At 66.1% G+C, this 18,366-nt stretch carries 21 protein-coding genes; 15 read left to right on the forward strand and 6 right to left on the reverse strand.

What is annotated here, in order from left to right:
• The first annotated feature begins 62 nt into the window (after window positions 1-62).
• From CH305_RS14440 to CH305_RS14450, 3 genes are read left to right on the forward strand one after another with little or no spacing between them, the layout of a single operon-like run.
• Window positions 63-695: a PaaI family thioesterase gene (locus CH305_RS14440; protein WP_037153693.1), complete on the forward strand. Its 633-nt coding sequence runs from the start codon at window positions 63-65 to the stop codon at window positions 693-695.
• Window positions 692-1,663, forward strand: a complete 972-nt coding sequence (locus tag CH305_RS14445; protein ID WP_094704045.1) for an o-succinylbenzoate synthase — start codon at window positions 692-694, stop codon at window positions 1,661-1,663. The genes CH305_RS14440 and CH305_RS14445 overlap by 4 nt, the downstream gene beginning before the upstream one ends.
• Window positions 1,664-1,714: 51 nt before the next feature.
• Window positions 1,715-2,158: a hypothetical protein gene (locus CH305_RS14450; protein ID WP_032380429.1), complete on the forward strand. Its 444-nt coding sequence runs from the start codon at window positions 1,715-1,717 to the stop codon at window positions 2,156-2,158.
• An 84-nt stretch (window positions 2,159-2,242) separates the two neighbouring features.
• Here CH305_RS14450 and CH305_RS14455 read toward each other — a convergent pair whose 3' ends face one another.
• Genes CH305_RS14455 through CH305_RS14470 form a run of 4 tightly spaced genes read right to left on the reverse strand, consistent with a single transcriptional unit; the run spans window position 2,243 to window position 6,203 of the window.
• Window positions 2,243-3,640 (reverse strand): DUF2252 domain-containing protein, encoded by a 1,398-nt coding sequence (locus tag CH305_RS14455; protein WP_032380430.1) that lies wholly within the window; start codon window positions 3,638-3,640, stop codon window positions 2,243-2,245.
• Between the two features lie 22 nt (window positions 3,641-3,662).
• Entirely contained in the window at window positions 3,663-4,505 is an 843-nt protein-coding gene (locus CH305_RS14460; protein ID WP_094704046.1) for a siderophore-interacting protein, read from the reverse strand.
• 49 nt (window positions 4,506-4,554) lie between these two features.
• Window positions 4,555-5,619 carry an AbrB family transcriptional regulator gene (locus CH305_RS14465; RefSeq protein ID WP_032401910.1) on the reverse strand — a complete coding sequence of 355 codons (1,065 nt, stop codon included), beginning with the start codon at window positions 5,617-5,619 and terminating at the stop codon, window positions 4,555-4,557.
• Complete coding sequence (locus CH305_RS14470) at window positions 5,616-6,203, reverse strand: flavin reductase family protein (RefSeq protein ID WP_032401911.1); 588 nt, start codon at window positions 6,201-6,203, stop codon at window positions 5,616-5,618. Before CH305_RS14470 ends, CH305_RS14465 begins: the two co-directional genes overlap by 4 nt.
• 62 nt (window positions 6,204-6,265) lie before the next feature.
• On the opposite strand from CH305_RS14470, the gene menD reads away from it, so the two are divergent.
• Both menD and CH305_RS14480 read left to right on the forward strand, forming a co-directional pair.
• Window positions 6,266-7,876 carry a 2-succinyl-5-enolpyruvyl-6-hydroxy-3-cyclohexene-1-carboxylic-acid synthase gene (gene menD, locus CH305_RS14475; protein WP_094704047.1) on the forward strand — a complete coding sequence of 537 codons (1,611 nt, stop codon included), beginning with the start codon at window positions 6,266-6,268 and terminating at the stop codon, window positions 7,874-7,876.
• Between the two features lie 15 nt (window positions 7,877-7,891).
• The gene (locus tag CH305_RS14480; RefSeq protein ID WP_094704048.1) at window positions 7,892-8,689 is read left to right on the forward strand and encodes a bifunctional 2-polyprenyl-6-hydroxyphenol methylase/3-demethylubiquinol 3-O-methyltransferase UbiG; all 798 of its coding nucleotides are present in this window, start codon (window positions 7,892-7,894) and stop codon (window positions 8,687-8,689) included.
• Here CH305_RS14480 and CH305_RS14485 read toward each other — a convergent pair.
• Window positions 8,625-9,128 (reverse strand): DUF2505 domain-containing protein, encoded by a 504-nt coding sequence (locus CH305_RS14485; RefSeq protein WP_094704049.1) that lies wholly within the window; start codon window positions 9,126-9,128, stop codon window positions 8,625-8,627. The genes CH305_RS14480 and CH305_RS14485 overlap by 65 nt on opposite strands.
• A 54-nt stretch (window positions 9,129-9,182) precedes the next feature.
• Between CH305_RS14485 and CH305_RS14490 the strand changes: the two genes are divergently transcribed.
• From CH305_RS14490 to CH305_RS14505, 4 genes are all read left to right on the forward strand, one after another.
• Window positions 9,183-9,629, forward strand: coding sequence for a DUF3592 domain-containing protein (locus CH305_RS14490; RefSeq protein ID WP_052058672.1), 447 nt, complete (start codon window positions 9,183-9,185; stop codon window positions 9,627-9,629).
• Window positions 9,622-10,047: a glutaredoxin domain-containing protein gene (locus CH305_RS14495; protein ID WP_094704050.1), complete on the forward strand. Its 426-nt coding sequence runs from the start codon at window positions 9,622-9,624 to the stop codon at window positions 10,045-10,047. Before CH305_RS14490 ends, CH305_RS14495 begins: the two co-directional genes overlap by 8 nt.
• A 63-nt stretch (window positions 10,048-10,110) precedes the next feature.
• The gene (locus CH305_RS14500) at window positions 10,111-11,250 is read left to right on the forward strand and encodes a glycosyltransferase family 1 protein (RefSeq protein ID WP_179278290.1); all 1,140 of its coding nucleotides are present in this window, start codon (window positions 10,111-10,113) and stop codon (window positions 11,248-11,250) included.
• 14 nt (window positions 11,251-11,264) lie between these two features.
• Window positions 11,265-11,960, forward strand: a complete 696-nt coding sequence (locus CH305_RS14505; RefSeq protein ID WP_052058671.1) for a demethylmenaquinone methyltransferase — start codon at window positions 11,265-11,267, stop codon at window positions 11,958-11,960.
• Between the two features lie 6 nt (window positions 11,961-11,966).
• Here CH305_RS14505 and CH305_RS14510 read toward each other — a convergent pair whose 3' ends face one another.
• Complete coding sequence (locus CH305_RS14510; protein WP_094704051.1) at window positions 11,967-13,214, reverse strand: geranylgeranyl reductase family protein; 1,248 nt, start codon at window positions 13,212-13,214, stop codon at window positions 11,967-11,969.
• A gap of 127 nt (window positions 13,215-13,341) precedes the next feature.
• Between CH305_RS14510 and CH305_RS14515 the strand changes: the two genes are divergently transcribed.
• Genes CH305_RS14515 through CH305_RS14540 form a run of 6 tightly spaced genes read left to right on the forward strand, consistent with a single transcriptional unit; the run spans window position 13,342 to window position 18,355 of the window.
• Complete coding sequence (locus CH305_RS14515) at window positions 13,342-14,028, forward strand: HAD family hydrolase (protein ID WP_052077431.1); 687 nt, start codon at window positions 13,342-13,344, stop codon at window positions 14,026-14,028.
• Window positions 14,025-15,038: a phosphate/phosphite/phosphonate ABC transporter substrate-binding protein gene (phnD, locus tag CH305_RS14520; protein WP_094704052.1), complete on the forward strand. Its 1,014-nt coding sequence runs from the start codon at window positions 14,025-14,027 to the stop codon at window positions 15,036-15,038. Before CH305_RS14515 ends, phnD begins: the two co-directional genes overlap by 4 nt.
• A 5-nt stretch (window positions 15,039-15,043) precedes the next feature.
• Window positions 15,044-15,832 (forward strand): phosphonate ABC transporter ATP-binding protein, encoded by a 789-nt coding sequence (gene phnC / locus CH305_RS14525; RefSeq protein WP_052058668.1) that lies wholly within the window; start codon window positions 15,044-15,046, stop codon window positions 15,830-15,832.
• Between the two features lie 53 nt (window positions 15,833-15,885).
• Complete coding sequence (gene phnE, locus CH305_RS14530) at window positions 15,886-16,623, forward strand: phosphonate ABC transporter, permease protein PhnE (protein ID WP_218828592.1); 738 nt, start codon at window positions 15,886-15,888, stop codon at window positions 16,621-16,623.
• Window positions 16,620-17,501: a phosphonate ABC transporter, permease protein PhnE gene (phnE, locus tag CH305_RS14535; protein WP_094704053.1), complete on the forward strand. Its 882-nt coding sequence runs from the start codon at window positions 16,620-16,622 to the stop codon at window positions 17,499-17,501. Before phnE (CH305_RS14530) ends, phnE (CH305_RS14535) begins: the two co-directional genes overlap by 4 nt.
• The gene (locus CH305_RS14540; protein ID WP_094704054.1) at window positions 17,498-18,355 is read left to right on the forward strand and encodes a MurR/RpiR family transcriptional regulator; all 858 of its coding nucleotides are present in this window, start codon (window positions 17,498-17,500) and stop codon (window positions 18,353-18,355) included. Before phnE (CH305_RS14535) ends, CH305_RS14540 begins: the two co-directional genes overlap by 4 nt.
• Window positions 18,356-18,366 lie beyond the last annotated feature (11 nt).

The raw sequence follows: 18,366 nt of genomic DNA on the forward strand, positions 1-18,366 counted from the left end.
TCAGCTTAACGGTGGCCGGGGTTGCATCCGTGCCGACCGGTCGGTGCAGCTAGCGTGCAGTCATGACCGATCCGAAGCAGCTCGACCGCGATTACGACCATCACGGAGGCTTCCCGCGTTTCGTGCCGGCGAAGGTGGGCCCGGAATACGGGCAGCTGCTCGAGGCCTTGCGCACGGTGCAGGACCTCGCGGTGTCCACCTCGCTGCCTGCCGAGGTCGCCGAGACAGCTGCAGGCAAGGCCCGAGAACTGATCGAACTATTGACGCCGCACGTGGTGGCCGAGGGCCGTCAGACGGCCGGGCGAGTTCCGCGTCTGCCGGGCCGAGGCTCGCTGTTGCTGATGCCCTGGATCATCGAAAAGATCGACGCCGACGGCGTCCGCAGCCGGGGCATGTTCCGGCGTTTCCATCTCGGTGGTAACTCCGCCGCGCACGGCGGCACGCTGCCACTGCTGTTCGACGACCTCTTCGGCCTGATCCAGCACGCCTACGGCAGACCCATCAGCCGGACGGCGTACCTGCACATCAACTACCGCAAGGTGACGCCGCTGAACACCGAGCTGGTCGTCGAGGGTGCAGTGGACAGGGTGGAGGGGCGTAAGACGTTCATCAACGCTCGGCTCACCGATCTGGACGGCAACCTGTTGGCCGACTGTGAGGCGTTGATGGTGCAGTTGCTTCCGGGGCAGCAATGATCCCGGCGGTCGACGATCTGCTCGACGGCGCACACGTGCTCTCGATGCCGATGCGGACGAAGTTCCGCGGCATCACCACCCGCGAGGTGATGTTGATTCAGGGGCCCGCCGGATGGGGTGAGTTCTCGCCGTTCACCGAGTACGACGACGGCGAATCGGCTCCGTGGTTGGCGTCGGCGATCGAGGCTGCGTGGGAGGGCCATCCGAGCCCGCTGCGTCGACGCATCCCGGTGAACGCGACGGTTCCTGCGGTGCCTGCCTCCGAGGTGGCGTCGGTGCTGAGTCGGTCTCCCGGGGCCGAGACGGCGAAGGTGAAGGTGGCCGAGAAAGGGCAGACCCTCGCCGACGACGTCGCTCGCGTCCGTGCAGTGCGCGAGCTGGTGCCGCGGGTCCGAATCGACGCCAACGGCGGCTGGACCGTCGACGAGGCGGTGACTGCGCTGGCGGCCCTGACAGCCGACGGTCCCCTCGAGTACGCCGAGCAACCGTGTGCCACCGTTGCCGAGCTCGTCGAACTGCGGCGTCGAACACCGGGGATACGGGTGGCCGCCGACGAGAGCATCCGCCGAGCCGAGGACCCGATGAGGGTCGTGCGGGCAGGCGGAGCCGACATCGCGGTGCTGAAGGTCGCTCCGCTGGGCGGGATGCGGGCGGTGCTCGAACTGGCCGGCGAACTGGGGGAGTACGGCGTGCCGGTGGTGGTGTCGAGTGCGCTCGATTCCGCGGTCGGTATCTCGGCCGGGTTGGCCGCAGCCGCTGCGCTGCCGCATCTCGAATTCGCGTGCGGATTGGGGACGGGCAGCCTGTTCGTCCGTGACGTCGCCCCGGCACCGGACGTGGTCGACGGAACGTATCCGGTGCGCAGCGCCGAACCGGATGCGCAGGCCCTGATCGAACTCGGTGCCGACGCCGAGCGCACGCAGTGGTGGATCGATCGAGTTCGGCGCTGCCACGCCCTTCTGCGGTAGTCTTGCGCCCGGTCCGCGTTGGGCCGCTACACATCTGGGAGGAACTTCGAAGTGGTTGCTGCACTGAAGGATTCGCTGCTCGACGAGTCGAAGGCCGACGCGCTGCGCGTCGATGTCCTGGCGCTGATCGACGCCGAGGTTGCGGACAAGAAGGGCGCGAGCGGGCTCGCGGTCAAGGGGGGATACGGCGCAGTGAAGAAGGTCGGGCCGTCGTACATCGACAGCGCGGTCTCGGCTCTGTGGCCCGATTTCGTGGACAAGCTCGACCCGTTCTGGCAGTCGTACAACGCTGCCCCGCAGGGCACGTTCGGTGAGTACCTCGCCGCGAACGGCGACGCCGCATCCGACGCATTGCTCTCGGTCACCGATGCGCGCATCGAGGAAACCGACAAGTCCGTCGTCAAGAAGTTCTACGGCAGCCTGCGTGGCTCGGCCAAGAAGAACGTCACCGAGGCACTGCCTCGGGTGGGTGACCTGGTCACCAAGCACGCCTGAGCGGCTTCGCCGCATGTGAGCGTGGAGCCCTCGGGTCGTTCCGCGGGCTCCACTCCCACCTCGTACCCTGCTACGAGTTTCTGATCACATGCGCGTAGCGCTCAACCGCTCCCAATCGGCCTCGGTCTGATCTGCATACAGCCGCGCGAATCGGCCGAGAGCGACGTCGAGCTCATCGGAATCGCCGGTGTATCCCGAGATCATCGACGCGCCGCTGGTGCGGGCATGTCCCTTGGCCAGGAGGCGCCCCACCACCCGCGCGTAGTCCACCAGGGCCGGTGCATCGATCGACGAGAGATCGATCGTCCCCTTCATGTTGCGGAACTGCCGCACGTAGTACTGCCGGCCGGCGATAGTGGTCCAGCCCAGCAGTGGATCGCTCACCGTCTGCAGATCCTGTTGGTACTCCACGACTCGTTGTCCCTGATGGTCGTGCCACGCCGATTCGCCGTGCACGTACGGTGCGAGCACCGACCGTCTGGCCTGCTTGAGCTGCAGAAACACCACATCGTCCTCGCTGGTGCCCTCGAGTAGCGCGACGTACGCCCGAAGCCCGACACTGCCGACTCCGACGACTCGGTGCGCGACGTCGATCAACGTGTATCCCCCCAGCACCCGACGCCAATGCGGGGTGAGGGTGAGCAGGTATTCGTCCAGCCCGACGGCGAGGAGCTCTTCGTCCTTCGCCGAGATGCGTGTGGTGATCGGCGGCTCCTCGACGATCCTGCGCTTGCCCTCGTGCTCCTCGGTGAATCGAGGTAACACGCGGTCACTGGTGCGCCGACGCGCTTTCTTGGTGGCGCGCTTGATCTCCTTGCGCAACGATCCGGCGGTGGCGTCCCGTTGCAGTTTCTCTGCCGTCAGACGCTGGAACGAGCGCGACATCAGCGGCTCGTCCGCCAGCCTGGCCACCTCGATCCGATACGAGGACACACAGGCGGTGACGGCATCGCGGCACTGATCCTCGCTGCGTCCGTTCTGCCGCCCGGCCACCCAGATGCTCGCGGCGAGGCGTCGTAGATCCCACTCCCAGGCTCCCGGATGCGCTTCGTCGAAATCGTTGAGGTCGATGACGAGGTCACGTTCCGGCGAGGCGTAGAAGCCGAAATTGCCGAGGTGGGCGTCGCCGCTGATCACCGGGTTGATTCCGGTCGAGGGCAGCATCGCGACGTCCCGAGCCATGACGATGGCCGTTCCGCGCAGAAATCCGTAGGGGGATTCGACCATCCGCTCGAGGCGGGTGGGAATCAACCATTCGATGCGGCCTTGGTGCGAGTATTCGATCTGCTTGACCGGGTCGGGGCGATCCGGCGGCGCTGTCCACTCCCCGAGTGAGGCGATCGGCACCTTCTCGCGCAGGCGTCGACCCAGCTCGTACCGCTCGGCCCGGGGGAGCGGCCGAGCGCGCAGTGATGCGTACGGTGCGCCGTCGACCCCTACCGAGTCGGTGACGACGGTGTGACCTTTTACGGAGCCGGACATGTGAGATCACACTAATCGAGCGCTACGGGGCGGCTTTACCGAACTTCCAGTATCCGGTGAAGCAGATCTGCGACTTGGGCACGGAACGCTCGTTCACCAGGTATCGGCGCAGGCCCGTCGCCAGTCCCTGTTCGCCTGCCACATAGACGACGGGATGTCCGTCGGGCAGCTCGGCCTTCTGCACCGCGGCCAACGCTGCGTCACCGGGCTTGGCGTGAGGATTGGGGCGCACGATCCATTGGATCTCGACGCCTGCCTGCATGTCCTGCTTCTGAATGTCGGCCTCGGTGGGAACTTCGATGAAGGCCTTGACCCGAACGTCCTCCGATGACGACCGCAGAATGCCGAGAACGGCCGGGGCCGCGCTCTCGTCGCCGACGAGCAACTGCCAGCTCGATCGTCCGTCGTCGGTGTAGATGCGACCTTCGTCGAGAATCGCGACCCGGTCGCCCGGAGCGGCCTTCTGCGCCCACACCGACGCCGGGCCACTGCCGCCACCAGATCCGCCGGCCCCACTCCCGTGCACCACGAAGTCCACATCCAGCTCCGGGCCGTCGCCGTGCTTGCCCTGTCCCGCAGCCCGGTACCGGCTGATGGTGTAGTTGCGAACCACCGGCTTGGTGTCCTTGGAGAACGCCAGATACTGCGCGTACCAGAGCATCGAGGTGGTGCTGGGGATGCGCGGCTCGTCCTGGCCCGGCTGCGGCAGAAACAGGCGAAACCAATGGTCGTAGCCCATGTATCGGAAGTTCGACAACGAATCGCCGCCGAGGGTGACCCGGATGAAGCTGGGGCTGATTCGGTCGCTCTCGAGCACGGTGAGGCGGTAGAAAGCGGGCTTGTCGGGCTTGAGGTACTTGCTCATGTCGCAGAGGTTAGCCGACCCTAATCACTGATGGGGTTGCGTCGATGTCTCAGTCGGGCCGGCCGCGCCGGTACCGCTGGACCACCTTGGCTCCGACGGGCACCGCGAACAACATCATGAACACCCGGATGACCTGGGCAGCCACGACGAACGTCACGTTCGCGCCGGTCGAGGCCGCGATGGCAAGTACCGCGTAGACCCCGCCCGGCGTGGTCGCGAGGTAGCCCTCGTACCCGCTCGTTCCGGTTGCCGACGCCAACCACAATCCGAGCATCGCGCAGCCGACCGTGACGGCGATGATCAACATCAGCGATGCGGGCAGCACCCGTGAGATCGACTTGAGGCTGGCGACGGTGAAGCGCAGCCCGGCCTGCCAGCCGATCACGATGTACGCCGCCCACAGCAACAGCGTCGGGACGGATGCGTCGAACGAGACGCCGAGTACATCGGCGAGCGTGGCCATGATCAGAGGGCCGAGCAGGGCGGGGGCGGGCAGCCGGATCGCGCGAGCCAGCACCACGCCGATGACGCCGCAGATCAGGACGAACGTGAGATCGATCCAGAGCGCCTCGTGCACGTCGGCGGTGACCGTCGATTGTCCGGGCTGGGCGCGAAACACCAGGGTTGCGACCAGCGGCAACGTAGTGGTCACCAGCACGACGCGGAGGTACTGCACCACCGCCACGACTCGTTCGTCGCCGCCGAGCTCCTGCGTGATCGCCACCAGTCCCGACGCTCCGCCCGCGACGAGGGCCAGAGAACCGGTCAGCGAATCGATATCTTTGCGAAGTCCGAGCAGCGCTCCTGCCGCGATCGACAGCAGCAGGGTGCCGATGCACGCCAGCAGTACCGGCAGCCACGTATCGCCCAGCGAGCTCAGGGTCTCACGCTGCACCAGTGTCCCGATTTCGACGCCGAGTATCGCCTGCGCCGCCATCCCGAGTCGGCGCGGCAGCGGGGCTCGTTCGGTGCCCGTTGTCGGAGCCCAACCGGCTAATGCGAACACCACGGCCACCAACAACGCAACGAACAATGCCGCCGACGGCACACCGAGTGCATCGGCTCCGACGGTCAGTCCGACCGTGACGGCTATCAGCAGCAGCCAGCGAATCAAGAAGGTCGCTCGATCTCACGAACCTCGGGCGGCAATCCCCACTCGGTACGGCCGAGGCGACTGAGCGGGGCAATGGTCTCGAACTCGGGGAGTCCGTCCTCGGCGAGGAATTCGGGTCGTACCGACAGCGCGACGACGGTGCCCATGACGACGAAGCAGTTGCCCACCTCGACGACGCGATGCAACGTCGCCTCGATGGCGATCGGTGCGGCCGCCACTCGCGGCGGCGTCACGATCGCACTGGGCTCGCTCTCGATGCCGACCGCCTCGAACTCGCTGACGCCGTGATCGAAGCTCGCCGAGCTGTCGTTGACCTGATCGACCAACGGTGCCGTCGCCAGATTGACGACGAACTCACCGGTGGCCTCGATGTTGCGCAGGCTGTCCTTTCGGCTCACCGACGTGAACTGCACGACCGGCGGCTCCACCGAGGAGACCGTGAAGAAGCTGTAGGGCGCGAGGTTCGCCACACCGTCGGCGGACACGGTGGACACCCACGCGATGGGCCTGGGCACCACCGATGCAGTCAGGAGCTGGTAGAAGCGACGTGGGGTGACCTCATCGGGTCGGAAGACTGTACGCACCCCTCAATACTGTCAAAGCCCGGTTGCGGCGGCCGACCGGAGCATCTGACACTCTGGAAACCGTGAACCCGTCCACTGCTCAGGCCACTGCTGTCGTCGACGAACTGGCGCGCAGCGGGATCGAAGACGTCGTGCTCTGCCCCGGCTCGCGGAACGCCCCGCTGGCGTTCGCGTTGCAGGAAGCCGACGTGGCCGGACGTCTGCGGTTGCACATGCGGATCGACGAGCGCACCGCCGGATTTCTGGCCATCGGATTGAGCCTGGGCAGCGGCCAGCCCGTCCCTGTGGTGATGACGTCGGGAACGGCGGTGGCGAACCTCGGACCCGCCGTACTCGAAGCGAACTACGCCCGCATCCCGTTGATCGTCATCAGTGCCAACCGGCCCTACGAGATGCTCGGTACCGGAGCCAACCAGACCATCGAGCAGCTCGGCCTGTTCGGATCCCAGGTTCGCGCGACCATCAGCCTCGGGCTCGCCGAGGAGGGGCCGAAACAGAACAGTCAGTGGCGCAGCGCGGTCTCGCGAGTCATCGCTGCGGCGCGCGGCGCTCGCTCGGGCAACGCCGGGCCCGTGCACTTCGATATTCCACTGCGTGAACCTCTGGTTCCCGCCCTCGGCGATCCGGGGGCGCGGCCCGAAGGGCGTCCCGACGGGATGCCGTGGACGTCGACCACCCAGGCGACGCTGGACGTGCCGGTCGAGCTGGACCTGACAATCGACACCGTGGTCGTATCCGGGCACGGCGGCGCCGTTCGTCCTGAGCTTGCCGGCTTGCCGACCGTCGCCGAGCCGACCGCGCCGCTGCACGGAATTGCGTTGCACCCCTTGGCTCTGGCGCAGTTGAAACCGCGTCAGGCCGTCATCACCGGTCGTCCGACACTGCACCGCCAGGTCTCGGCGCTGCTTGCCGACCCCGCCGTCGACGTCATCGCGCTCACCACCGGACCGCGTTGGCCCGACGTCTCGGGCAACGTGTTGGCCACCGGCACCCGAGCGGTCACCACCGGTGCGCCCGACCCCGCCTGGATCGCCCGTTGCGCCACCCTGTCCGACAGGGCCGAACTGGCTGTGCACGAACAACTTCGAGAGCATCCCAAGCCGACGGGGCTGCACGTGGCCGACGTCGTGATGTCTGCGCTGCAGCCCGGCGATCAGCTGGTGCTCGGAGCTTCCAACCCCGTGCGCGACGCAGCACTCGTCTCGACCCCGATCCCGGGCGTGAAGGTCCTCTCCAATCGTGGCGTTGCAGGCATCGACGGCACCGTCTCGACGGCCATCGGTGCCGCGATGGCCGGAAAGCGGCGCACCATAGCGCTTCTCGGGGACCTGACGTTTCTGCACGACGCAGCGGGCATGCTCATCGGAACCGGCGAGCCGCGTCCCGACGATCTGACGATCGTCGTCGCCAACGACGACGGCGGCGGTATCTTCGAGCTGCTCGAGCAGGGGGATCCGCAGTATGCGGGCGTGTTCGAGCGAGTATTCGGTACGCCACACGGAATGGATCTCGGAGCGTTGTGCGCGGCCTACCGTGTGGAGCATCGCTTGGTCGATTTGTCCGAGCTGGAAACCGAACTCACCGCGCACGCCGCGGGAGTCAGGGTGTTGGAAGTGACCACGGAGCGATCGGGATTGCGGGACCTGCACGCGGCAATTCGCGCCCGGTTGTAGTAGGGGCGAGAGAGCGTGCCCGATCGGATGTTCGAGCATCCCCGGCTGACGGCCATCTACGATGCGCTCGAAGGCGATCGCTCCGATCTGGACGTGTACGTGTCTGCGGCCCAGGATGTCGATGCTCGCGATGTGCTCGATATCGGTTGCGGAACAGGGGCTTTGGCGCTGCTCCTGGCCTCTCGTGGGATAGCGGTGACCGCACTCGATCCGGCGGCCGGATCACTGGAGGTGGCCCGACGCAAACCGGGTGCCGAACAGATTCGGTGGGTTCAGGGGTACGCCGGGGACCTACCGGCACTCCAGGTCGATCTGGTGACGATGACGGGCAACGTCGCGCAGGCCATCGTCGACGACGACGACTGGTCGCTCACGCTGGCGCGAATCCACGATGCACTGCGTCCGGACGGATGTCTGGTGTTCGAGACTCGCATACCTGTTCGCACGGCCTGGACCGAGTGGAACAGACGAGACTCCTTCGCAGTGCGCGAGATTCCGGGTGTGGGCCGGGTGGAGAGCTGGCTCGAGACCACCGAGGTGAACGGGCCTGTGGTGAGTTTTCGGTGGACGTACGTCTTCGTCAGTGACGGTGAAGTTCTGACGTCGGATTCGACGCTGCGGTTCCGCGAGCGCGACGAGGTGGAGAGCGCCCTCGTCGAGCACGGGTTCACGATCCGCGAGGTCCGCGATGCTCCCGACCGGCCGGGTCGAGAGATGATCTTCTACGCCCGCAAGGCATCGGCATCGGCTAGCTCTGTTGCGCCGCAACCCATTCGAGAGTTTCGCCGGTTTCCTGATCGATCATGTCCTTGATCATCTTGTTGATCAGGTCCTCGATCTTGCCGCCGACGAGTGGAATCTTCACCGTCGATTCGCCCTTGACGACCAACTTCGCACCGGTTCCGTCGGGTCGAAGAGACAGCGTGCCGTTCACCTTCGCCGGTAGACCGGTGGTGCCGCCGATCAGCGTTCCCTCGGCGTGGTCGCCCTCGAGCGGACCCCAATGATCGGTGCGGGAGACGATCAGCTTGCCCTTGATGACCTTCGTGACGAATCCGGGGAGTTCGGAGGTGCCGACCTCTTCGGTGATGTCGACCGTCAGACCGCCGTCGGGGTGCTTGGTCATCTCGTACCCGTCCGTCTTCTTCGCCTTGGCGAAGCGGGCTGCCCACTGGTCCTCGCTGGTGAGTGCGGCGTGCACTTCAGCGGGAGGATTGGGCGATTCGACGGTGAATTCGAAGCTGCGAGACATGAGAGCAGACGCTACCCGAGCCGAGCCCGATCGGCTGCGAAGTAATCTGTCGAAGTGACCGACACAGCCCGAGGCAGCCGAACCCTGCGCAGGACCCGGCTCGTCGTGCTCGTGGTCGCCACTTCGATTTCGGTGCTGGCGGTGTTGCTGGTGGTCGGAGCCTGGCGAAACGACGTCACCATCGATTCCGACAAGGGCACCGCCACCGCCGAAGTACTGTCGGCAGGCAAGCTGCGGTCCGCCGTCAGCTTCATCACTCCGGACGGCGTGACGCACAACCCGGCGCTCGGCGTCCTGTATCCCACCAACCTCGTCGCGGGCCAACGCATCGAGGTCGAGTACTACAAGGCCGATCCCGACGACGTCGAATTGCTGGTGCGGGTCGCAGGCCGTGACGCCACCGTCGCCATCGTTCCGGCCGGATCGGTCATCGTCGTCACATGGTTGATAGCCGGGCCTGTGTTGTTCTGGCTCCGTCGCAAGGAGGCAAAGTATGCGTAACGCCAAGCAGTGGGGCATCGCCGCTCTCGCCGCGGTGGCCGGGTTCGCGTTGGTGAATTTCGGCAACATCTCGTCGTCGATCGTCGTGATGGTGCTTGCCGTGGTGTTCCTACTCGTTCTGACGACTCCGGTGCTGTATCCGCGTTCTCTGTCCGACGACGCCTCGCGAGAGCTCGCGGCAGAGAAGTCGGTGCCGTTGATCTACTGGCGCCCGGGCTGCATCTTCTGCCTGCGACTGCGGGTGGCGCTGCTGCTACGCGGGAAGAAAGCAGTGTGGACGAGCATCCGCCAGGATCCTGCTGCGGCAGCGCGGGTTCGGTCGGTCAACGACGGCAACGAGACGGTCCCGACGGTGTTCGCCGCGTCCGAGCACCGCACCAACCCCGATCCGTCGTGGGTGCTCACGCAATTCGTGTGACGTTGGCCCACACGTAACGTTGTCCATACCTGGTCGACGGCGAGGCCGCCCACACTGAGGATCGTGCGAGTAGCCATCGTTGCGGAATCGTTCTTACCCAACATGAACGGCGTCACCCACTCGGTGATCCGTGTCCTCGAACACCTCGACAAGACCGGGCACGATGCCATCGTCATCGCCCCGGACAATCCGTCCGGCCCGAAGGCTGCGACGTGGCACGACAACGTTCCGGTGCATCGGGTGCCGTCCGTGATGGTTCCGAAGGTGAGCTCGTTGCCCGTCGGGGTCCCCGGACTCGGCATGGTGTCGGCATTGCGCGAGTTCGCCCCCGACGTCGTGCATCTGGCCTCGCCGTTCCTGCTCGGGGCCGGTGGCCTGGCCGCCGCCAACCGATTGGACGTGCCCGCAGTTGCCGTCTATCAGACCGATGTCGCCGGTTTCGCCGCGAGTTACGGCCTGGGCCTGACGTCCAAGGCGGCGTGGCGCTGGACCAGGAGACTGCACCGCGGGGCGGCCCGCACCCTGGCACCGTCCACCTCCGCCGTCGACGCTCTGGAGCTGCACGGCATCCCGCGCGTCCATCGTTGGGCCAGGGGAGTGGACGCCGTCCGCTTCGCACCCTCTGCCAAGTCGCAGACGCTCAGGAGCCAGTGGGGAGCAGGCGAGAAGCTGATCGTCGGCTTCGTCGGCAGGCTCGCCCCGGAGAAGCATGTCGAGCGGCTCGCCGTCCTCGCCGGAGACCCGTCGATCCAGCTGGTGATCGTCGGCGGCGGACCCGACACTGCAGCGCTGCAGAAATTGATGCCCACCGCGATCTTCACCGGTCAACTCGGTGGCGTCGAACTCGCGCAGGCGTACGCCAGTTTCGACGTCTTCGTGCATCCCGGCGAACACGAAACCTTCTGCCAGGCAGTGCAGGAAGCACTTGCCAGCGGAGTGCCCGTCATCGGACCCGACGCCGGCGGCCCGCGCGATCTGATCTCGCATTGCCGCAACGGCTATCTGCTGCCGGTCGAGAGGTTCACCGAGCTACTGCCCAGCGCCGTCGGAGCACTGGCCGAACCCGTCGCCCGCGCCCGCTTCGGCGACGCCGCTCGTAAATCGGTTCTGCACCGCACCTGGCCGGCCATCTGCGACGAGCTGATCTCTCATTACTACGACGTGCAAGGCATCACAGCGCCGCGGGTGCAGAAGATTGCTTGAGTAGTCTGGACCTCGTGGCCCAGACATCACGCGCAACCCTGGCAAAAGAGCCCCACGAGGTGGCGTCGATGTTCGACGGCGTCGCCCGTCGATACGACATCACCAACACGGTTCTGTCGTTCGGTCAGGACCGCAGTTGGCGCAAGCTCACGCGTCGAGCGTTGGCTCTCGAACCCGGAGAGCGGGTACTCGACCTTGCAGCAGGTACCGGGGTCTCGACCGTCGAGCTCGGCCGCAGTGGAGCGTGGTGCGTGGCCACCGACTTCTCCAAGGGCATGTTGCAGGCGGGATTGCAACGCGGCGTTCCGATGGTAGCGGGTGACGCGATGGCGCTGCCCTACGCCGACGCCAGCTTCGATGCGGCCACCATCTCGTTCGGCCTCCGCAATGTCTCGGACTTCGACGCCGGACTGCGCGAGATCGCCCGGGTCACCAAACCCGGTGGACGCCTTGTGGTGTCGGAGTTCTCCACCCCGGTGTTCGGCCCGTTCCGCACCGTGTACATGGAGTACCTGATGAAGGCGCTTCCGAAAGTCGCTCGTGCAGTGAGCAGTAACCCCGATGCCTACGTCTACCTGGCCGAGTCCATCCGTGCCTGGCCCACGCAGGAACAGTTGGCGCAGCGCATCGCCGATGCCGGGTGGACGGATGTGCAGTGGCGCAACCTCACCGGTGGAATCGTGGCGCTGCACAAGGCGACTCGACCGTAGAGCGGTTCACGAAAAGGGCGGTCGCGAATCGATTTTGAGTGAACCGGTTCCCGATGCCCGCCAGGTGCGGGCGACGAGGTCGCTGTCGGCCTCGGTGATCAGGTTGCCCATGCAGCGGACGGCAACTTTCATCAGTGCGCGCGACCGCATGCCCACCGGTCCCGCTGCGGGCAGGAACCTCGGCACGGTCAACAAACCGGCGAGGCGTCGCGCAATGGAGAACGCCTGTCCGTAGTGCTCGCGCAGCAGGCTCGGCCAGGCGTCGGTGAGGTCGGGGTGATCGAGCAGGTCGATCACCATGCGGCCGCCCTCGAGTCCGTAGTCGATGCCCTCGCCGTTGAGCGGGTTCACGCACGCTGCGGCGTCGCCGATGATGGCCCAGTTGGTGCCCGCGACTCCGGAGACGGCACCGCCCATCGGGAGCAGCGCCGACGCCACCGCACGCAGTTCGCCTGTCAACGCCCATTCCGGACGCCGCTGCTGGGTGTAGAGGTCGAGTAACGGGCGCAACGCGCCGGGTGCCGGTTTCTTGGCCGTGGCCAGGGTGCCGACGCCGATGTTGATGTTCCCGTCGTTCAGCGGGAAGACCCAGCCGTAGCCGGGCTGCAGAGTGCCTGCGGCATCACGTAATTCGAGGTGCGAGCTGATCCACTCGTCGTCGCTGCGTCCCGAGGTGATGTACGCGCGAGCCGCGACGCCGAAGGCGGTGTCCCGATGCCACTGCCGCCCGAGTTGCTTGCCCAGGGTGGAGCGGACGCCGTCGGCAACGATCAGTGTGCGGCAGGAGATCTCGTGGGTGCCTGTGGCGGTCTGCAACGTCACCGACCGGACGGAGTTTCCCTCTCGGGTGACGGCAACGGCCTTCGACCCCTCGGCCATGACCGCCCCGGATTCGACGGCAACCGCGCGAATTCGATCGTCCAATTCGGTTCGGGGAACGGCACTTCCGACAGTGGGCAGGGATTTGCTCGGCCACTCGAGCTGCAGTTCCTGGCCGAATCCGCTCAACCGCAGACCGCGATTGCGTGCCTTGCCGCGCACCCATTCGCCCAGGCCGAGCTGATCGAGTTCGGCGACGGCGCGAGGCGTCAGGCCGTCGCCGCAGGTCTTGTCGCGAGGAAAGACGGCTGCGTCGACGAGGACGACGTCGCGGCCGGATCGCGCTGCCCACGCCGCCGCGGACGATCCTGCAGGGCCCGCGCCCACGACCAGAACGTCGGTCGTGGTGGGTGGGGCCGGCTGGGGAGTGCTCACGTACTCCAGTATCCGGATTTACACGAACGGGTGCGTCGAGGGCCTCCGGTTAACGGCGTGTGAACGCTTGTTTCATAGATCCAGAATCTATGGACGGATCGTTCACGACGGGTCTAGCGTCTCTCACGTGCACCGACCGATCCTCCTACTCGACTTCGACGGCACCGTCTGCCTCGGCGACGACCCCGTGCGGGCGTACGCCGACGCTGTCGCCGACGGCCTCGACACGGCCTCTGCCGAAACACTGCGCGCCGGGTTGACGGCTTTCCTCGAGACCGGTGCGGGGGAGTACCTCGACGGCTACTCCGCCGTCCAGCACCTGTCGATGGGCGTCGATGCTGCCACCCTTGCCGCGGCGTACGCGCACTCCCGCGAACGCCTGGCGGCGGGCGAGCTCGAGGTGTGGGCTCCCGCCGGGCTCGCGGCATTCCTCGGCCGTGTGTCCGCCGAGGTCGTGCTGGCTACCAATGCCCCACAGCGCGGCGTGATGGAAACCCTCGAGCGTCTCGGTCTGACCGGGCGCATGGACCGTGTGTTCACCGATGCAGGTAAGCCCGAGAAAATGCCCGAGCTGGTGGAGTCGCTACTGGACACGCGGCCACCGCATCTACTGGCCAGCGTCGGCGACATCTGGCGCAACGATCTCGACGCGCCGCATCGTCGCGGCGCCGTCACCGCCTACATCGACCGTCACGGTCATCCTCGGCCGGAGGCGACGTTCTGCGCCTCGACGTTTCAGGCCATGTACGACGAACTCCTCGAATGGTCCACCGATCCAGCAGCATTCGCACTCACCCATGAAGGACAGTCATGAGAATTCGTACGCCCTTGCTCGCGGTGGTTGCCACCGGACTGCTCACTGCCTCGCTCGCCGGGTGCGGTGCCCGCGACGAGTCCACCACCGAGTCCTCGGCTGCGTCGCCCTGCACCGGGTCCAGCGCTGCAGACGCTGCCGACCCGTCCGAGCTGACGCTCGCACTCGTCCCCTCGGGGGATGCCGACAAGCTCGTCGAAACCGTCAAGCCACTGCAGGACGCACTGACCGAGCGCCTCGGCATCCCCGTCCGCGGCGTCATCACTCAGGACTACCAGGCGGCGGTGGAGGCCATCGGTGCGAACCAGGCGCAGATCGGCATGCTGCCACCGCTGCAGATGGTGCAGGCCTGCAACAAGTACGGTGCCGAGCCGGCTCTGCAGACGGTGCGTAAGGGCAAGACCACGTACGCGGCGCAGTTCTACACCAACAACCCCGACAAGTACTGCGACGACGCACCCGTCACGGGAGCCAACGGCCTGCTGTACTGCAACGGAACCGAAGGTGGCACGGGCCCAGCAGGACTCGACTCGCTGAGCAAGATGAAGGATGCCAAGACCGTCATGCTGCAGTCAGCGTCCTCGGCCGGATTCGTCTTCCCCTCCGCCGCGCTGAAGGCGGTGGGCATCGACTCCACCACCGACCTCGACCTGACGCAGGTCACCTCGCACCCGGCGGCGGTGCTGTCGGTGAACAACGGCGACGACGAGGTGGGTGTGTCGTTCTGGGACGCCCGCGAAACCGTCGTGAAGGACACCCCTGATGTGGCGAAGAATCTGGTGGTCTTCGCGCTGACCAACGAGATCCCCAACGACGGTGTCTCGATCAGCAGTTCGCTCAGCCCTGATCTACAGCAGCGCATCTCGGACGCGATGGAGGATTACGCGTCCACCCCCGAGGGCGTCGAGGCTCTGACGGCGATCTACCAGATCACCGGACTCGACAAGGCCGATCCCGCTGCGCTCCAGCAGGCGCAGACCGAGGCGGACTCCATCGGCCTGGGGAACTGATTCGGATGAGCGGCGACAGCATCGCATTCGACGACGTCTCGGTCACCTATGCGGGCGGCCACACCGCGCTCGACGGCGTGACGCTGGAGATTCCAGCGGGCCAGATGGTTGCTGTCGTCGGGTTGTCGGGCGCAGGAAAGTCCACGCTGATTCGCACCATCAACGGCCTCGTTCCAGCCACCTCCGGCACCGTGACCGTCGGTGATCGTGCTGTGAACAGCTTGAGCAACAAAGGTTTACGAGATCTGCGCGGCGACATCGGCATGATCTTCCAGGGCTTCAACCTCGCCAAGCGCACCAGCGTGTTGAACAACGTGATGATGGGCCGGCTGCACAGCTCGCCGATGTGGCGAACACTGCTCGGTGCGTGGTCCGCAGAAGACACCGAATTGGGAATGCAGGCGCTCGAACGAGTCGAGATCGTCGGCAAGGCTTATCAGAAGGCGTCGTCGCTCTCCGGCGGTCAGCAGCAACGGGTAGCCATCGCGCGAGCATTGGCGCAGCAGCCGCGGGTGATCCTCGCGGACGAACCGGTGGCCTCGCTCGATCCGCCGACCTCGCACGTCGTCATGCGGGATCTGCAGCGCATCAACGCCGAGCTCGGCATCACCGTCGTCGTCAACCTGCACTTCCTCGATCTGGCCAGGCGCTACGGCGACAGGTTGATCGGACTGCGCGACGGCAAGGTCGTGTTCGACGGCCATGGCCGGGACGCCGACGAAGCGGTGTTCGAGAGTATCTACGGTCGCTCGCTGACCGCCGAGGACGTGCTGGAAGCCAAGGCCGAACTGTGAGTGCGCCGCTGGCAACTCGCCCGGTCAAGCCGCGGTCGGCCTGGAAAACCGTTGTGGCATTCGCCATTATCGCTGTCATCACGGTCTGGGCCGGGATCGGTGTCGGTGCCGACCTCGGCGACATCATCGACAACTGGGGCAACGCGACCGGCAAACTCGTGCAGCTGATGCAGCCCGACTACTGGTTCTTCCCCGAAACCGTCGACGCGATCCTCGAGACGCTGCAGATGGCCGTCATCGCGACGGCGATCGGAGCCGCGATCTCCTTTCCGCTCAGTTTTGCGGCCTCACATGTCACCAACCCGAATCGACCGTTGCTGACGGTCGTGCGCGGAATCATGAATGTCGTTCGCGCCGTACCTGATCTGTTGTACGCGGCGGTGTTGGTCGCGGTGGTCGGGACCGGAGCGTTGTCGGGAATTCTGGCGCTGATCGTGTTCAACGTCGGCATCATCGTCAAGCTCGTCTCCGAGGCACTCGACTCCGTCGATCGCGGTCCGCAGGAAGCGGCCCTCGCTGCCGGAGGCACCTGGATTGCGGCCGATCGCAGTGCTGTTGCGCCGCAGATCTTTCCGGCGTTCGTCTCGCAGAGTCTCTACACGTTGGAGCTGAACGTCCGAGCCTCGGCGGTCATCGGACTCGTCGGCGCAGGTGGCCTCGGCATGCTCATCGACAACGTCCGTACCTTCTACAAGTACCACCAGCTCAGCCTCATCATCCTCGAGATTCTCGTCATCGTCCTGGCGCTGGAACTGATCTCGTCCTGGGCCCGTCGAAAGTTGGTCGGATGAGCGTCATCGACCGCACCACCCGCGTCACCCCGGCTCGGCCGCGCAAACCACGCAACCCCCTGCGCACCGCGGTGTGGGTCGGCATCGTCGCACTGTTCGCACTGTCGTTGTACGGCATCGAGATTCGCTGGGACAGGCTGCTGGAGCTACCGCAGAACCTGGTGCGCTACGCGGGGCTGATGTTCGTCCCGCCGGACGTCTCCGCGCTGGGCAAGGCCGTCTCGGCCACCATCGAGTCGGTGCAGATGGCGTGGTTCGGAACGGTGCTCGGCATAGTCGTGTCGTTTCCGCTGAGCTTCCTCGCGGCCGCGAACATCGGTCCGCTCTGGCTGCGATGGCCGCTGCGCGTGGTGTTCGCCGTCATCAGGGCGGTGCCCGAGGTGGTCATCGCGATTCTCATCCTCTCGGTCACCGGGCTCACCGCGTTCACCGGAGCCCTCGCCATTGCCATCGGCTCGGTGGGCACCCTCGGCAAATGGGGATACGAGGCCATCGAAGGTGCCGAGAAGGGGCCGATCGAAGCGGCTCGGGCCGCAGGTGGTTCGACGGCGCAGATCGTGCGGTGGGGACTGTGGACCGATGTCGCCCCCGAGGTGTTCGCGTTCTGGCTCTATCGCTTCGAGATCAATGTTCGTGCGTCGGCCATCCTGGGTTTGATCGGTGCAGGCGGTATCGGCAGCATGCTGGTCGACAATGTGCAGTACCGGCAGTGGGGTGCTGTGGGCATGCTGCTGATCGTCGTCGTGGTCATCACCGTGATCATCGATCAGATCTCCGGGCGGGTGCGTCGCCGCATTATCGACGGAGGCTGGGGCAGGAGCGCAGCCCGCGGAGCGACCATATCGGGCCGGCAGAGAAAAGGTACGAGCAAGATATGAGCATGGATCTCGCGCCGGGTGGAGTCGTCCCGCACATCAGATCGATCATTCCGTCGTTGCTGCCGGCCGAGCGGGCCGTCGCCGAAGTCTTTCTCGAACGTCCCGCCGATATCGTCGAGATGTCCTCGCAGCAGGTCGCCGATGCAGCAGGCGCGTCGCGGGCCTCGGTGGTGCGCACCTGTCAGAGTCTCGGCTTCGGCGGCTATCAGCAGTTGCGGGTGCTGCTCGCGCGTGACGCGGCGCGCGCGCTGCCCACCCAGGAGCGTTCGGCAGACGGTCCCTTCGCGATCGTCACCGAGACGTTCGCCCACGTCGGTGAGTCCATCGCGGCGATGACGGCTCTGCTCACCGCCGAGGACGTCACGCGCGCCGTGTCCACCCTCGCCGGTGCCGAGTCCATCGTGGTCATCGGGAACGGGCTCTCGGCTGCGCTGGCTGCCGATACCGATGCCCGGATGCGCTCGTTGGGTCTGCGCTCGCACGCTCCCACCGACTCCATCGCCCAGCAGGTTGCCGTTCGGCTTCTCACCGACCGTGATGTCGCCCTGATCATCAGTGGATCGGGCGCGACGAGCGCTTCGACCAAGGCCGCACAGGCTGCTGGGGAGCGAGGGGCAACCGTGGTGTCGGTGACCTCGTTCGCTCGCTCGACTCTCGCGGCCGCGTCGGACATCGCTCTGGTGGTGGGCATGCGAGATCTCAGTTTCCAGCGCGAACTCGCTGTCACCAGCCGGATTCCGCACGTGATCCTGCTGGAGGGACTGATGGCGGCGCTGACCGACGCGTTGGGGGACAGGGCGTCGGCAGCGATGGCCGCGACCCTCGAAGTCATTTCCGGCAACCTGGGTGAGTGAAGCGTCACCTG

Origin of the sequence: Rhodococcus sp. 15-649-2-2, from assembly GCF_002258645.1 — a bacterium.
GTDB lineage: Bacteria > Actinomycetota > Actinomycetes > Mycobacteriales > Mycobacteriaceae > Rhodococcoides.

What these genes read in the sequence shown, in the direction of transcription:
- CH305_RS14540 (WP_094704054.1), top strand. Translation starts at nt 17,498, where the DNA reads ATGAGCATGGATCTCGCGCCGGGTGGAGTCGTCCCGCACATCAGATCG.
- CH305_RS14455 (WP_032380430.1), bottom strand. Translation starts at nt 3,640, where the DNA reads ATGTCCGGCTCCGTAAAAGGTCACACCGTCGTCACCGACTCGGTAGGG.
- CH305_RS14460 (WP_094704046.1), bottom strand. Translation starts at nt 4,505, where the DNA reads ATGAGCAAGTACCTCAAGCCCGACAAGCCCGCTTTCTACCGCCTCACC.
- phnD (WP_094704052.1), top strand. Translation starts at nt 14,025, where the DNA reads ATGAGAATTCGTACGCCCTTGCTCGCGGTGGTTGCCACCGGACTGCTC.
- phnE (WP_094704053.1), top strand. Translation starts at nt 16,620, where the DNA reads ATGAGCGTCATCGACCGCACCACCCGCGTCACCCCGGCTCGGCCGCGC.
- CH305_RS14440 (WP_037153693.1), top strand. Translation starts at nt 63, where the DNA reads ATGACCGATCCGAAGCAGCTCGACCGCGATTACGACCATCACGGAGGC.
- CH305_RS14445 (WP_094704045.1), top strand. Translation starts at nt 692, where the DNA reads ATGATCCCGGCGGTCGACGATCTGCTCGACGGCGCACACGTGCTCTCG.
- CH305_RS14485 (WP_094704049.1), bottom strand. Translation starts at nt 9,128, where the DNA reads ATGTCTCGCAGCTTCGAATTCACCGTCGAATCGCCCAATCCTCCCGCT.
- phnC (WP_052058668.1), top strand. Translation starts at nt 15,044, where the DNA reads ATGAGCGGCGACAGCATCGCATTCGACGACGTCTCGGTCACCTATGCG.
- CH305_RS14495 (WP_094704050.1), top strand. Translation starts at nt 9,622, where the DNA reads ATGCGTAACGCCAAGCAGTGGGGCATCGCCGCTCTCGCCGCGGTGGCC.